The sequence below is a fragment of the Mycolicibacterium sp. SMGY-1XX genome, assembly GCF_059132455.1.
Genome location: NZ_CP101139.1, coordinates 3,402,504 through 3,418,948, shown reverse-complemented (window position 1 = coordinate 3,418,948; position 16,445 = coordinate 3,402,504). Strand labels below are relative to the sequence as shown.

The following is a 16,445-nucleotide window of genomic DNA, read 5'->3' as shown; positions in this document are numbered from 1 at the left end:
TGCGAGAATGCAGCGGAGTCAGCGGATTCCGTCGCCGGTTGCTCGACGGGGCTCCCGACATCGACGTGTGCCACCGCATGCCGGCGCCAGTCGCCGCCTGCCGAACGGGCGTGGATCTCCACCCGGCTGCGACCGTCGTCCCCGCAGGAGAGCTGCGTGGTGATCTGCAGGCGGCCCTCCAGAACAAGCGGCTGTTCCACTTCCAGCCCGGTCACCCGTACGGCTTCGGCTGCCCGGCCGAGAGCCTCGCAGCCGGCAGCCAGGGCCAGCTCGGTGACGCTCTCCGCCGACAGTACGGTCTGCCCGTAGAGCTTGTGGGCCGACAGCCACGGCATCATGTCCGGTCCGATCTCGGTCTGCCACATGTGGTCACGGCCGGACAGCATCTCGATGTGCGCCCCGAGCAACGGGTGCTCGGCCGCCATCCGGTGATCGGCCGGCCGTTCCTGGATCCAGTAACGCGAGTGCTGCCATGGCGCCGACGGCATGTCCACGAACCGCCCGCCCTCCGCCGGGATGATTCCCAGCGCGGCGAGTTGAGCTCGGAAGAACAGGGTTTCGTCCTCCACCCGCTTCAGCGCCGACGTGACCACGAACTCCTCCGTGGACAACGAGGCCAGCGTGTCGTCGATCGCGTACGTGAGCAGCGGGTGGGGGCTGATCTCGACGAACGTGGTGTGCTCGGTGGCGGCGCTGGTCACCGCCTGGCTGAACTGCACGGGTGTGCGTAGGTTGTCGACCCAGTAGTCGGCGTCGAACGCCGGGCGGTGGCCGGGCCCGCCGACGGTGGAGATGAACGGGATGGTCGGGGTTGCCGGAGTGAGATCGGCCAGAGCGCTGCGCAATTCGGGAAGGATCGGATCAACGGTCGGATGGTGAGACGCGACGTCGACCTCGATGCGCCGCGCCAGGCGACCCTGCTGGTCCACCGCGGCGATCACGGCGTCCACCTGCTCGGGCGGCCCGGCGACCACGGTCTGATGCGGCGAGGCGTGCACCGCCAGCGTCACATCCGGGTATTCGGCGATCAACTGCGCCACGGCGTCGGCCTCCAGTTCCAGTAACGCCATCGCGCCTTGGCCGGCGAGTCGGGACATGAGCCGGGAGCGGGTGGCGATGACCTTGAGTCCATCGGCGACCGACAGGGCTCCGCACACCACCGCCGCGGTCACCTCACCCATCGAATGCCCCATCACCGCATCGGGTTCCACCCCGTAAGACCGCCACAACGCCGTCAACGCCAACTGGACACCGACCAGCACCGGCTGGATGCGTTCGATACCGACCACGTGTTCGCCGTTGCGGAGGATTTCGTGCAGGGAGAAGCCGACCTGCTCGACGAACACCGGCTCCAACTGCGCCACCGCAGCCGCAAACCCCGGCTCCTCCACCAACAACCGCGCCCCCATCCCCGCCCACTGCGAACCCTGACCCGAATACACAAACACCGTGCCCGACCCCGACCCCACCACCGGCGACGCCGCCACCACACCCGGCCCCGAAAACCCCCACCCAACGCCTGCAACCCCGCCACCGCAGCACCCCGATCACGAGCACACACCGCAGCAACCCACTTATGCCGAGTCCGATGAAAATTCAACGTATGCGCCACATCCCCCAACGACACCGCCGAACCCTGCCCCCCAACCACCGCGCCAACATCGCCGCCGTCGAAGCCACCCGCTCCGGAGTCTTACCCGACACCACCAACGAACACACCACCGGATCCCCCACCGCACCCGGCTCACAAACCTGCACCGGAGCCTGCTCCACCACCACATGAGCATTGGTGCCACTGACCCCAAACGACGACACCCCAGCCCGCCGCACCCGCCCCACCGCAGGCCACACCATCTCCCGCGCCGCCACCTGCAACCGCGACGCCCCCACCCCCGCATGCGGCGTCAACCGCTTGAAATGCAAATGCGCCGGCACCACCCCAGCCCGCACACTCAACACCGCCTTGATAAACCCCGCAATCCCCGCCGCCGACTCCAAATGCCCCACATTGGTCTTCACCGACCCCACCACCAACGGCGCCGCACCCCCACGCTCACCAAAAACCGCACTCAACGCATCCAACTCAATCGGATCACCCAACGCCGTACCCGTACCATGAGCCTCCACCACATCAATATCCCCAGGCCCCAACCGCGACGCCGCCAACGCCGCCCGCACCACCGCCTGCTGCGCCGGCCCACTGGGCACCGTCTGCCCACTACTGGGCCCATCCTGATTGACCGCCGACCCCCGCACCACCGCCAACACCGAATCCCCATCGCGCACAGCATCACTGAGACGCTTCAGCACCACCACCCCACAACCCTCACTGCGCACATACCCATCAGCAGCAGCATCAAAGGTCTTACACAACCCATCCGGCGCCAACATCCCCCACCGCGAACACGCGATGCTGCCCTCCGGCGTCAACAACAAATTGACCCCTGCCGCCAGGGCCTGATCGCTTTCCCGGCGCCGCAAACTCTGACATGCCAAATGCACCGCCACCAACGACGACGAACACGCCGTGTCGATCACCACCGCCGGCCCATGCACCCCCAAGAAATACGACAACCGACCCGCCGCGAAATTCGACGCATTACCAAAGGTGATGTAGGGGTCCACATCTCCGCGTTCGGCCCGATGATCAGCCGCCAACACCGCGTAGTCGTACGTGGTGAGGCCGACGAACACCGATGTCTGCGAGCCGCGGATGGCGTGCGCGGTGATCCCCGCATCCTCCAACGCCTCCCACGCCACCTCCAACAACAACCGCTGCTGAGGATCCATCCCCGCCGCCTCCCGCGGCGACATCCCGAAAAACTCCGCATCGAACTCATCCGGCTGCCACGACGTCAAAAACCCGCCCTCACGCGTACAGATCGTCCCCGGCACCGTGTGATCCGACGAGTAGAAGGCGTCGGCGTCCCACCGCTGCTCCGGCACCCGCACAATCCCACTGCCGCCATCACGCAACAACTGCCAGAACTGCTCCGGCGAATCGGCCCCACCCGGAAAACGACAACCCATCCCCACCACGGCGATCGGCTCGACATCACCGCGCTCGGCAATCTCCAACCGCGCACTCAAGTCATCGATCTTCTTCAACGCCTCAGTGACAATCGCCCGACGATCCAACGATGCAGCGGCCATGCCCATCAACCCAGTTTCTCTGAAAGCTGCTGTAGCAGCTCATCATCGGTCAGTTCGTCGTACTCGTCGGCATCCTCAGCATCGGCCACCTCGACCAGCTCGGGCAGAATGGTGGCCAGATACCCCGAGAGGGCATCCACGCTCGGATAGTCGAAGATGGCCGAAGTCGGCAGCGCCACGCCGAGGCTCTCGCTGAGCCCCCGCTGCAGTGTCACACTCATCAGTGAATCCATGCCCGACTGGAAGAAACCCGCCGAACGGTCGATCTTTCTCCGGGAGATCAGACCCATCGCTGTCGCAACCTGGTCGCTCACGTGGTCATTCAGCAGATCACGCCGTTGCGCCGGGTCGGCCTCACCCAACGCCAGCCGGAACGCCGTCGTGGTTGTGGCTCCGGTGTCGCCGTCGGACTCGGCGGGCAGCAGGTCGTCCACGATGTGCAGTGCGGACCGGGTGCGGTACGCGGCGGCCAGCAGCTCCCAGTCCGCGGCGACCACGACCGAACGCACCGGCGCTCTGGTACCACCCACCCAGCGCAGCGCGGCGATGGCGACCTCGTCGGGCATGGGCTCGAGCCCCGAATCCAGGCTCACCTGGCGTTCCTGCTCGGACTGGCTGTCGGTCAACGACTTCCACAGTCCCCAGTTGACGGCTGTGGCCGGCAGCCCGGCCGCGCGGCGCGCGTAGGCGAAGGCGTCGAGGAACGCCGACGTGGCCGTGTAGTGCGCCAGCCATCGCGAGCCGGTCAGACCCGAGATGGACGAGAACAGCACGAACTGGCGCACCGGCTGGCGCAGGGACAGCGTGTGCAGTACCGATACGGCGTCCAGCTTGGGGCCGAACATGGCTGTGACATCGCCGTCGGTCATGTCGGCCAGGGTGACCGGACCGCCGCCGAAGGCCGCCAGGTAAATCCCGTGCAGTGGAGGCAGGTCCGCACCGAACCGGGCAAACAACTGGGCCATCGCCGTCGAGTCCGTGGCATCAGCGGCCACCGTCACCAGGGAGATGCCGGTGCGGGACAGGCTGTCCGCCAGGTCATCCAGCCGTGAGCCGGGGGTGCGCGACACCGCGACGACAGTGCGGGCGCCCAGCTCGGTCAGCTGTCTGATCAGGTGTGGGCCGATGTTGCCGGTGGCGCCGATCACCAGATGGCACCCGTCCTGACCGAACTCGACCGGCGCCGACGCGGTAGGGACACTCTTGTGCAGCCGCGGCACCCTGCGCAGGCCCGCACGGTAGACGACCTGATCCTCGTCGTCGCCACCCCGGGCCTCGGCCTCCACATACCGCGCAATCAGAGCCGCGGGAACGGTCTCGTCGACGTCGATCACCCGGCCCCAGAGTTCCGGATGTTCCAGTGCCAGAGTGCGTCCCAACCCCCACAGGACCGCATGGACGGCGTTACCACGATCGCCGTCGCTGACCGGTTGTGCACTGCGGGTCAGCAGGTACAGCCGCGGGGGCAGCGATATCGCCGCCATGGCCGCGACCAGTCTGCGGGCGGTGTTGAACACCTCGTAGGCCGCCCCGGCAGCCAGACCGTCCGTCACGGGCGGTGGCGCGTACAGCACATGGGTCACGCCGGCCAGCGCACCGGCCAGTTCGGCCCTGCGCCCGTCGTCGGACAACACCGCCGGCGACAACACCGTCGACCGGGATTGCTCACCCAGTACGTGACCCAGTTCGGTGGCCACGTCGGCCTCTCCGATGACCAGCCACACGCTCTCGTGGTCAACCGGCGCATCGGGCAGGTCTCGCACCGGCCATGCCAGTTGGCAGTACCAGTCCTGGGGCACCAGGTCGGTTTTGGCCGACCATGCGCCGCGGGGCTGCAGCGTTTCGCCGCGGCGGCGTACCGGGGCGAAATCGAACCAGTGCCGCGAGTGCATCCATGGTGTCGCGGGCAGCACGGGATGGGGTTCCGGCGGATGTGGTGTCTCGGGTGGCCGGGTGGTGTGGGTGGCGTTGAGGTTGGTGTGGAACCGCACCGTGTCGTCACCGTCGCGCCACAGCGTCCCGATGCAGTGATGGTGGCCCAGCGGCTCCACGGTTTCGCTGATGGCGTGCGTCAGGATCGGATGGGCACTGATCTCGATGAAGGTGCAGTTGTCGGCCGCGGCAGCGGTGACGGCCTGCATCAGCCGGGCCGGCTGCCGAACGTTGTGGGCCCAGTACTCGGCATCGAGAAGATGCGCGGCGTCCACTGCCGTGGAGATGAACGGGATGGCCGGCGGACGCGGATCCAGTCCGGCGAGCTCGGCTCGTAATTCGGCCAGGATGGGGTCCATCAACGCGGTGTGTGAAGCGACCTCCATGTTGACCCGTCGCGCGAACCTGTTCTGTGCACTCACGGCGGCGATCACCACGTCGACAGGCGCCACCGGGCCTGCGATCACGGTCTGCCGCGGCGAGACGTGGCCGGCCACGCTCACGTCGGGGAAGTCGGCGAGCAGCGCCTCGGTCTCGTCGGCAGGCAGATGCAGCAGCGCCACCGCGCCCTGCCCGGCCATCCGCGACATCAGCCGCGACCGCACCCCGATCACCTTCAGCCCGTCGGCTACCGAGAGGGCACCGGAGACCACCGCCGCGGTGACCTCACCCATGGAATGGCCGATGACGGTGTCCGGGTGTACCCCGTAGGACCGCCACAACTCGGTCAGACCCAGCTGCAGGCCCATCAGCACCGGCTGCACCTGTGCGTCACCGCTGACCGGCCGGCTGCCGGCGAGGATGTCCCAGAGGGAGAAACCGACCTGTTCGACGAACACCGGCTCCAGCGTGGCGATGGCACCGGCGAACACCGGCTCGTCGACCAGCAGCGCCCGCCCCATGCCGGCCCAGTGCGAACCCTGCCCGGAGTAGACGAAGACGGTTCCGGACCCGCACCCACCCTCGTGCGGACCGACCACGCCGTCGACACTGCGGTGTTCGGCCAGTGCCCGCAGCCCCGCGACCGCGTCCTCACGCCGGCGCGCGCACACCGTGGCGAACTGTGTGTGCACCGCGCGGTGGTGGTTGACGGTGTGCGCGACCTCAGGCAACGACGCCGCCAGGCCGTCGCCGTCCATCCAGTCCGCCAGCGAGCCGGCCGTCGCGGCAATGCGCTCGGATCCGGCACCGGAGATCACCAGCGTGCTGACAGGTGGGTCCTGTTGCTGCACACTGGATTTGGGATCCGGGGCCTGTTCGATCACCAGATGGGCGTTGGTGCCGCCGAATCCGAACGAGGACACCCCGGCGCGTCGAGGCCGTCCGGTCTGCGGCCACTGTTGCTCTTCGGCAACCACCTGGAGCCGCAGTTGCTCGAACGGTATGTGCGGGTTGGGCTTGTTGAAGTGCAGGTTCCCGGGAATGGTGCCCCGGTTCACCGCCAGTACCGTCTTGATGAAACCCACCACTCCGGCCGCCGCTTCGAGGTGGCCGAGATTGGTCTTGACCGCGCCGAGCAGCAGGGGACCTGCCTCTGCGGAGCGGCCGCGGCCCAGGACCGAACCCAGTGCCCGCGCCTCGATCGGGTCACCCAACATGGTTCCGGTACCGTGGGTTTCGACGTAGTCGACCTCCTGCGGTGATATGCCGGCGTGGGCGTACGCCGCCCGCAGTACCGCCATCTGCGCGGCCGGGTTGGGGGCGAGCATTCCGTTGGACCGGCCGTCTTGATTCACCGCCGATCCCCGGATCACGGCCAGCGGCCGGTTGCCGTCGCGCAGCGCGTCGCTGAGCCGCTTGAGCACCACCACACCGCAGCCTTCCCCGCGGACGAAACCGTCGGCGTCGGCGTCGAAGGAGTGGCAGGCACCGGTCACCGACAAGGCCCCGGAGTGGTCGAAGCCGCGGAACACCGAAGGTGACAACAAGACGTTCACTCCGCCGGCGATGGCCACGTCACAGTCCTGGGTCCGCAGGCTCTGGCAGGCCAGGTGCATGGCGACCAGCGACGACGAACAGGCGGTGTCCACGGTGATCGACGGGCCGCGCAGGTCGAGGAAGTACGACAGCCGGTTGGCGATGATGCTCAGTGCGCCACCGGAATTGCTCCACGCGTCGACCGAGGGCAGGTCGGTCGACGCCAGGTAGCCGTATTCACTGATGCTGGCCCCGACGAACACCCCGGTGTGCGAGCACCGCAGCGCGCTGGGTGGGATTCCGGCGTTCTCCAGCGCTTCGATGGCGACTTCCAGCATGAGCCGCTGCTGTGGGTCCATCTTGACGGCCTCGCGCAGCGAGATCTCGAAGAACTCCGGGTCGAAGACGTCGATGTCGGTGAGGAACGACCCCCACCGTGTGGTACCGGCGAGCGCGGCCGCCGTTTCCTCCGAGCCGTCGTCGAACGCCGCCCACCGATGCGGCGGAACTTCGCTGACAGTGGTGCGGCCGTCGGCGAGCAGCTGCCACAGGTCGTCGACGGCGTTGATCCCGCCGGGCAACCGGCAGCCCAGTCCGATCACTGCGATCGGTTCGTTCAATGTGCCCGAGCTGGCGTCGAGTTCGGGAAGATCGTCGTCGTCGGACTCGGCACTGGTGAGAAAGCGTGCCAGCATGTCGATGGTGGGGTGCTGCCAGAACTCCACCGGCGACACCTGTCGCTCGAGTAATTCGGAGAGTTCCCCGGAGAGCACCACGGCGTCGCGGGAGCCGACGCCCAAGTCGTTCATGGAGGCGTGGATGTCCACCTCGTCGGGGCTGCAGCCGATGGTGGTGACCAAGTAGTCGACCAACCAGTTGCGCATTCCTGTTTCGTCCATCGGCTCGGTCATGCTGATCGGTCCATACTGCGGTCATCCGACGGGCGCATCGAATTCCCCCGTTCGTCCAACTCTTCATCCCCCTCGTCTGGGAAGGCAGCCGATTCCACGCTGCCGAACAAGTCGTCGAGCACGCTCCCCGGCGAGTCGGCCGACGATTCGTCGATATCCTCGGAAATGTGGTGCGGCACCAGCTTTTCCGCCAGGAACACGGTCAGCGCCGACACCGTCGGGTGGTTCCAGAGCATCGTGGCCGACAACTCGATACCCAACAGCCGTTCCGCGTCCCGGCGGATGGACATCGCCATCACCGAGTTCAGACCCATCTCCGCGAACGGGCGCCCGACGTCGATGTCGCTCTCGGGCAGGCCGATCTCGCGGGAGAGAATGCTCTTCAACTCGGTTTCGAGTTCGGCCAACAGGTCCCCGGCGGCCATCTGCGTCCAGTCACGCGTCGGCCTGCGGTCGTCGTCCACTCCGGCCTGCCCGTGTGACAGCGGGACCATCACTGCTTGTGCGATGTCGAAGGTGTCCACGTACTCCCATGCCGGGAACGCCTCCGCCGGCGTGACCGGCCGTGACCCCATTCGTTCCAATTCGTCGAGGACGACCTGCGCCTCGGTCGCGAACCCGAGCCCGCGCCACGCCACCCAGTTCAGGCTCATGGTGTGGCAGCCCTGGAGGTGCCGGCCCCGGGCCAGACCGTCCAGGTAGGCATTCGCGGAGGCGTAGGCACCCTGTCCGGGAACGCCGAACACCGCGCCGGCGGCCGATGTCAGGAAGAAGAAGTCCACGCTGCGCGGCGGGAACACCTCATGCAGCACCCGGGCCCCGGAGACCTTGGGCCACAGCGTGCGCCGCAGCCGGCCCGTGTCCAGCTCGGTCAGCAGCTGCCCCTCGGTGACACCTGCCGCGTGGATGACGCCCCGCACGGCCGGCTCGCCCGCTTCGTCGCGACGAGCCAGCAGTGCGCGGACCTCCTCCGCGGACCCGACGTCGCAGGCCACGGCCTCGACCGCAACCCCTCGGTTCTCCAGCGCGCGAACAGCAGCGATCTTCTGCCGAAGCGCCGCGTCATTGGTCTCCGCATCCCACGCCCGCCGGGGTGGCAGCGCATGGCGCCCCGCGAGCACCAGACGTCGTGCACCGCGGTCGGCCAGCCAGCCGGCCATCAACAGGCCGAGTGCGCCCAACCCTCCGGTGATGAGATAAGCCGCGTCGGGCCGGCACCGCAGCGGCTCACGCACGGGTTCACCCACGATCGGGGACACCGCGGGCGCGCGGAATGTCCCGTCGCGCAACACCAGGATGGATTTCGCCGGTGCCGCCAGCACCGTCGCCAGAGCGGCCGCAGACCTCCCGAGACCGTTCGCGTCATCCGTGCCGGTTTCCGGCGGCAGGTCCACCAGGCCGCCCCAGATATCGGGCTGCTCGGCTCGGATGACACCGGCCAGTCCCCAGAGGCTGCTCTGCCGCATCGCGGCATCGGAGGCGCATTCGAGGACACCCCGGGTGAGAATCCACAGTGTGCAGCGAGATTGCCGTTCCGCCAGCCGATCTGCGAGACCGGCCACCTCCGCGGTGAGCCGCACCGCGCAGTCGGTGTCGGTTTCTCCCGCGGCCGCCGACCCAGGGTCGGCGAGGTAGAGCACGCATTGTGCGGTGTCGATGTCGGCCGGCACGTATCCGGCCGCCACCAACCCGTCACGCAAGGACCGCGCAGCGCCGCCGTCACCCACCACCGCGACGGTGCCCACGGTGCCCGCCGCCTGCTGGGGATCTGCGCCGTCGGCCAACGGCTGCCACTCGATCGCGTGCGCCAGCGTGGCGGGGTCCGTGGCGGCGGACACCGGTTCCACTGCGGCGAAACGCAATCCATCGATCGCGATACCGACGCTGCCGTCGGCAGCGCGCACCGCGACGTCGACGACGAGCTCGCCGGGTTCCCCGTCGCGTCGGCGGACCTCCACCACATCCTGTCGATCGGCGAACTGTGCCGGTATGTCGACACTGTCGACGCCGGCCGGCATCAACAGCTCGCGGTGCGAGCTGTCGGCCAGGCGGGCCAGGTGGACCGCCGCGTCCAACAGTGCGACCACCGACGGATCCGACATCTCGACACGGGCACTCACGCCGCCGGGAATAGCTTGGGCTGCTGTGATCGACCACGGGAAGGGCTGACCTTCGATACCCCATTCACGCTTGAGCTCGGCCGCGGCCGCGGCGTCCAGCACCGGCAACACCTCGGCCGCGACGGATGGGCGGTCCGGGTCTACCACCACGGCGGGATTCGCCGGGCGGTGGTCGATGCGACCGGTTGCGTGCCGGACCCAGCGCTGTACGGCGCCGTCACTGACCAGGGTCGACGAAATGGTGACGGCCTCTCCGTCGGAGACCACCTGGATCAGCCGGGACTCGTCGAGAACGACCGGCTGTTCGAGACGGACGTCACGGAGCACCGCTTCGCCACTCGCGCGGGCGGCCACGGACAGTGTTTGCAGCAGGACCGATGCCGGCACCAGTTCCACGCCGTGCACCCGATGCTCACCCGGATAGGGCTTGGCTCCCGGCACCAGACGCGCCTGCCAGAGATGACCCGGTGGGGTCGTGGCCAGTGGAACGTGCTCTCCCAGCAGGGTTCCGCGTTTGGGCGCGGAACCCGTTCTGGCCGGAGCCTCGATGGTGATCCAGTGCCGGCCGTGATGCCACGGGGTGGGCGGTAGTGCCACCAGTGGTCTCGTGTGGTCGTGCGGGCCCGTATGACCCAGAGCGGCCAGCTGGGTGTGGAAACACAGCGTGTCGTCCTCGTCGCGTTTGAGGCTGGCGACCACCGACACCGCTGTGTCGCCGTCTGCAGCTTCCAGTGTCTCGGTGATCGCGTGGGTCAAGGTGGGGTGCGGGCTGATCTCGACAAACCGGCCGTGGTGTTCTGCGGCATCGAGTACGGCTTGGCTGATCCGCACCGGCCGGCGCAGGTTGTCGACCCAGTAGTCGGCGTCGAAGGCCGGGCGGTGGGCGGGCCCGCCGACGGTGGAGATGAACGGGATGGTCGGGGTTGCCGGGGTGAGATCGGCCAGGGCGCTGCGTAATTCGGGAAGGATCGGATCCATCAGCGCGGTGTGGGAGGCCACCTCCATGTTGACCCGCCGCGCGAATCGATCGCCGGCAGCGACGGCAGCGATCACGGCGTCCACCTGCTCGGGCGGCCCGGCGACCACGGTCTGACGCGGCGAGGCATACACGGTCACCTCGACCCCGGGATAGTCGGCGATCAGCGCCTGTGCGGCCTCTGAATCCAGTTCCACGAGGGCGACCGCGCCTTGGCCGGCGAGTCGGGACATGAGCCGGGAGCGGGTGGCGATGACCTTGAGTCCATCGGCGACCGACACGGCTCCGCACACCACCGCCGCGGTCACCTCACCCATCGAATGCCCCATCACCGCATCGGGTTCCACCCCGTAAGACCGCCACAACGCCGTCAACGCCAACTGCACGCCCATGATCACCGGTTGCACCTGAGCGTCGCCGCGAACCGGTTCGCCGCGTTCGAGGATCTGTTGCAGGGAGAAGCCGACCTGCTCGACGAACACCGGCTCCAACTGCGCCACCGCAGCCGCAAACCCCGGCTCCTCCACCAACAACCGCGCCCCCATCCCCGCCCACTGCGAACCCTGACCCGAATACACAAACACCGTGCCCGACCCCGACCCCACCACCGGCGACGCCGCCACCACACCCGGCCCCGAAAACCCCCACCCAACGCCTGCAACCCCGCCACCGCAGCACCCCGATCACGAGCACACACCGCAGCAACCCACTTATGCCGAGTCCGATGAAAATTCAACGTATGCGCCACATCCCCCAACGACACCGCCGAACCCTGCCCCCCAACCACCGCGCCAACATCGCCGCCGTCGAAGCCACCCGCTCCGGAGTCTTACCCGACACCACCAACGAACACACCACCGGATCCCCCACCGCACCCGGCTCACAAACCTGCACCGGAGCCTGCTCCACCACCACATGAGCATTGGTGCCACTGACCCCAAACGACGACACCCCAGCCCGCCGCACCCGCCCCACCGCAGGCCACACCATCTCCCGCGCCGCCACCTGCAACCGCGACGCCCCCACCCCCGCATGCGGCGTCAACCGCTTGAAATGCAAATGCGCCGGCACCACCCCAGCCCGCACACTCAACACCGCCTTGATAAACCCCGCAATCCCCGCCGCCGACTCCAAATGCCCCACATTGGTCTTCACCGACCCCACCACCAACGGCGCCGCACCCCCACGCTCACCAAAAACCGCACTCAACGCATCCAACTCAATCGGATCACCCAACGCCGTACCCGTACCATGAGCCTCCACCACATCAATATCCCCAGGCCCCAACCGCGACGCCGCCAACGCCGCCCGCACCACCGCCTGCTGCGCCGGCCCACTGGGCACCGTCTGCCCACTACTGGGCCCATCCTGATTGACCGCCGACCCCCGCACCACCGCCAACACCGAATCCCCATCGCGCACAGCATCACTGAGACGCTTCAGCACCACCACCCCACAACCCTCACTGCGCACATACCCATCAGCAGCAGCATCAAAGGTCTTACACAACCCATCCGGCGCCAACATCCCCCACCGCGAACACGCGATGCTGCCCTCCGGCGTCAACAACAAATTGACCCCTGCCGCCAGGGCCTGATCGCTTTCCCGGCGCCGCAAACTCTGACATGCCAAATGCACCGCCACCAACGACGACGAACACGCCGTGTCGATCACCACCGCCGGCCCATGCACCCCCAAGAAATACGACAACCGACCCGCCGCAAAATTCGACGCATTACCGAAGGCGAAATATGGATCGACGTCCTCGGGCGCCATCTGGCGCGAAAAGGCAAGGTAGGAATAGTCACTCGTGGTCAGACCCACGAACACCGACGTCTGCGAGCCGCGGATGGCGTGCGCGGTGATCCCCGCATCCTCCAACGCCTCCCACGCCACCTCCAACAACAACCGCTGCTGAGGATCCATCCCCGCCGCCTCCCGCGGCGACATCCCGAAAAACTCCGCATCGAACTCATCCGGCTGCCACGACGTCAAAAACCCGCCCTCACCCGAACAGATCGTCCCCGGCACCGTGTGATCCGACGAGCAGTACGCGTCGGCGTCCCACCGCTGCTCCGGCACCCGCACAATCCCACTGCCACCATCACGCAACAACTGCCAGAACTGCTCCGGCGAATCAGCCCCACCCGGAAAACGACAACCCATCCCCACCACGGCAATCGGCTCGACATCACCGCGCTCGGCAATCTCCAACCGCGCACTCAAGTCATCGATCTTCTTCAACGCCTCAGTGACAATCGCCCGACGATCCAAGGGCGCAACTGACATCCCGCTCAACCCAACACCTTTCAGAAAACTTTCTGAACCAACTCACCTTGCCGGTGAATCCCCCGCCGCCGGTGCCGAGGTTTGGTCAACTCCGAACGGCGCCGTCCAGACGGGCGAAACCGTCACGTCCGTAGAGTTCGATACACGAGGACCGACGGATCTTGCCGCTGGTCGTGATGGGGATCGACCCGGGCGCCACCATCACGAGGTCAGACACCCGCAGCCCATGGGACCGCGAAATCGCCGACGTCACTTCCCGCTTGACGGTTTGAATGCGGTCCAGCGCCTCTGCCGAGCCACCCCGGTCCTTGATCTCCACGATGGCGATCAGCTGCTCGCTGCGGTCGTCGGCGACGGTGATGGCCGCGACGCGCCCGCCGCTGATCTCCTGGATCGTCGCCTCGATGTCGTCGGGGTAGTGGTTACGTCCGTCGACGATCAACAGGTCCTTGATCCGGCCGATGACAAAGAGCTCACCCTCGGAGAGCACACCCAGGTCGCCCGTGCGCAGCCATGGTCCCTGCGGTGTGCCCGGCGACGGGTCGACGAGCTGGCCACCGAACGTCCGCGCCGAGGCCTGCGGTTTGCGCCAGTAACCCGCCGACACGTTCTCGCCGGACACCCAGATCTCCCCGACCTTGTCGGGAGGGTTCTCGATACAGGTATCCGGGTCGACGATCCGCACCGTGCACGCACGCGGTTTCCCGTGGCCGATCAGTTCGACACCGGCTCCGTCGTCGCAACGCACCGCATACGACTGCGAGAGCTTCTCGTAATCGAATCGGACTGCCGACGGCTTGTGCCCCGGCAAGGCCGACGCCACGTACACCGTCGCCTCGGCGAGGCCGTAGGCCGCACGCAGTGCCGTCTCGGGGAGGTTGAACTTCGCGAATCGCTCGGTGAACCGCCGCAGTGTCGCGGCCTGCACCCGCTCGGCCCCGCTCATGAAGCTGGACACATGCGCCAGGTCCAGCCCGGCCATGTCCTCGTCGGAGGTTCGGCGCACCGCCAGCTCGTACGCGAAATTCGGTGCAGCAGTGACAGGTTGGCCGCTCTTCGCCACGAGCTGCATCCACCGGGCCGGCTTCTGCAGGAACGCCATGGGGCTGGTCAGCACGCACGACATGTCGTACTCGATGGGGGCGAAGACTCCCAGGATCAGCCCCATGTCGTGGTAGAAGGGCAGCCATGACACGAACGTGGTGCCAGGCGGTCTGACGCCGCCGGTGTCTTCGAAGTAGTCGGCCTCGATCTGGCGGAGGTTGGCGATGAGGCTCTCGTGAGTCACCATCACACCGGCAGGGGTACGCGTCGAGCCTGAAGTGTATTGCAGGAACGCCGTTTTGGGGCGCTCCTGCTGCCCGGGGGCGGGCGCCGCCGGAGAGTCGAGATCCAGCGCGTCGACCTCCACCACTGCCGGCCCGCCCGAGACGGCCGACAGCGACGGCATCACGGCATCGACGGCCGACGAGGTGGTGAGCACGACGGTGGGTGTGCAGTCCTTCAGCACCGCGGTGGCCCGCTCGTCGTGCACACCCAACATCGGCACCGGAAGCGGCACGGCGACGAAGCCGGCTTCCAGCGCCCCGAGTACGCCGATGACGTACTCGAGGCTCTGCGGCGCCAGGATGGCGGCCCGGTCACCGACGGCGCCGTGCCTGCGCAACTCCTGGGCAACGACCCGAACCCGGTTGTAGACCTGCGACCAGGTAAGAGATTCAGCAAATCCGGCCGGGTCCACGTCGTAGTCGACGAACGTGTAAGCGATGTCGTCGGGCTGTTGTTGTGCACGCCGCTTCAACACCGCGGTGACGGGCTCGTTTATGGATTTATCACGTACAGACATCACTAACCCCTACTTCCCCCGGGCTCGAGTGAACTGGCTGTAATCACCCGACATGTGTTCGGCTGACCCAACGCGGACACTAACACCGAAAAGTCGCACTGTGCTTCGTTCTCAGCGAATCTTTATTCGTATGCATGCGTTTGGAGTTTGCGCTGCAGACCGGGACCAGTTTCTATGCTGTGAACGCTGATCTGAGCGAATTACGGCTCTCAAATGCAGCTTGATCCACACCCAAGTGTTTGCTGTTAACACAATGGGTGGGACTAGATCGATCACTGGATCTAGGTAAAAGGGACTAGATAGCAAACATTTGGAATGCGTTGCGCGTGCGACTATTCCACACCACGAGACCTGCCCGCCGCACATTCATCGTTACACACCGAGACATGTGCCGCTCACCGCATGGCACGCCCGAGCCGAAGCCCGCGTCAAGCGAGTCGGATCAGGTCATCGTCCACAGCACGCCGAGAGTTTCCCCTCGATGTCCGTGACCAGATCCAGCAAATTCTCTGTCAGATAAAAATGGTGTCCGGCAAACTTTCGGACCACACATTCGGCCGTCGTGCGCTGCGCCCACGGCTCTACCTTCTCGAGCGTCGCGACCTCGTCGTCGTCGGCGTAGAACACAAAAATCGGGCAGGACAGCACGGCCTCTGGAGGGCATTCGTACTTGCTGATCGCCTTCAACCCGCGCAATGTCGGCAGGATCCTGGCGGCAAATTCCTCGTTCTCCAGGAACTCCGGATTGACACCCATCATCTGACTCACCGCGTCGAGCAGGCCGCGGTCGGAGTCGGGAATGTAGTCATAGCCCACGCGGCCCGGCGCGGCGACCGCTGACACGAAGAGCGCGCCGATGCCGTGCCCGTCGGCCTCCAGCCGCCGGGCCACCTCGAAGGCCACGAGGCCGCCCATGCTGTGGCCGAAAAACGCGATGTTCGGTGAGTCTTCACCAATCGGCGGAAGCTTGCGACACACTTCGTCGGCGAGTTCAGAGATGCTCGTGAAGGACGCCAGATCGTGGGTTCCCCCTTTACCGGGGTACTGCACCGCTACCCGTTTGACATCCATGGTGAAAGTCCTTGCAAACGGGACATAGAAGCTCGGAGCCCCACCGGCGTGCGGAAAGATGTACAGGGTTGGCGCAGTCACCCGGGTTACGGTATCCGTGGCACCGCCTTCGCGCGCGCGAAATCCGCTACGAATTCGGCACCGGCTGTAAACCGGTGTCCGGTGATCTCGGCGTCCCGCCGGGCACCGAGGACAGCCGGTGTACGACAGATCGGCGTGAGGCGTTGCAC

3 protein-coding genes and 2 pseudogenes are annotated in these 16,445 nt (G+C 66.8%); all 5 read right to left on the bottom strand.

The window, feature by feature from the left end:
• Positions 1-44: 44 nt before the first annotated feature.
• Positions 45-3,153 (bottom strand): annotated as a pseudogene (locus NL241_RS16690) (type I polyketide synthase); the annotation flags it as partial.
• A 5-nt stretch (positions 3,154-3,158) separates the two neighbouring features.
• Positions 3,159-7,913 (bottom strand): SDR family NAD(P)-dependent oxidoreductase, encoded by a 4,755-nt coding sequence (locus NL241_RS16685; protein ID WP_494398124.1) that lies wholly within the window; start codon positions 7,911-7,913, stop codon positions 3,159-3,161.
• Positions 7,910-13,298: pseudogene (locus tag NL241_RS16680) on the bottom strand (type I polyketide synthase). Before NL241_RS16680 ends, NL241_RS16685 begins: the two are co-directional and overlap by 4 nt.
• 85 nt (positions 13,299-13,383) lie before the next feature.
• Complete coding sequence (locus NL241_RS16675) at positions 13,384-15,144, bottom strand: AMP-binding protein (RefSeq protein ID WP_494398123.1); 1,761 nt, start codon at positions 15,142-15,144, stop codon at positions 13,384-13,386.
• Positions 15,145-15,591: 447 nt separating this feature from the next.
• Entirely contained in the window at positions 15,592-16,296 is a 705-nt protein-coding gene (locus NL241_RS16670) for a thioesterase II family protein (protein WP_487693704.1), read from the bottom strand.
• Positions 16,297-16,445: the final 149 nt, after the last annotated feature.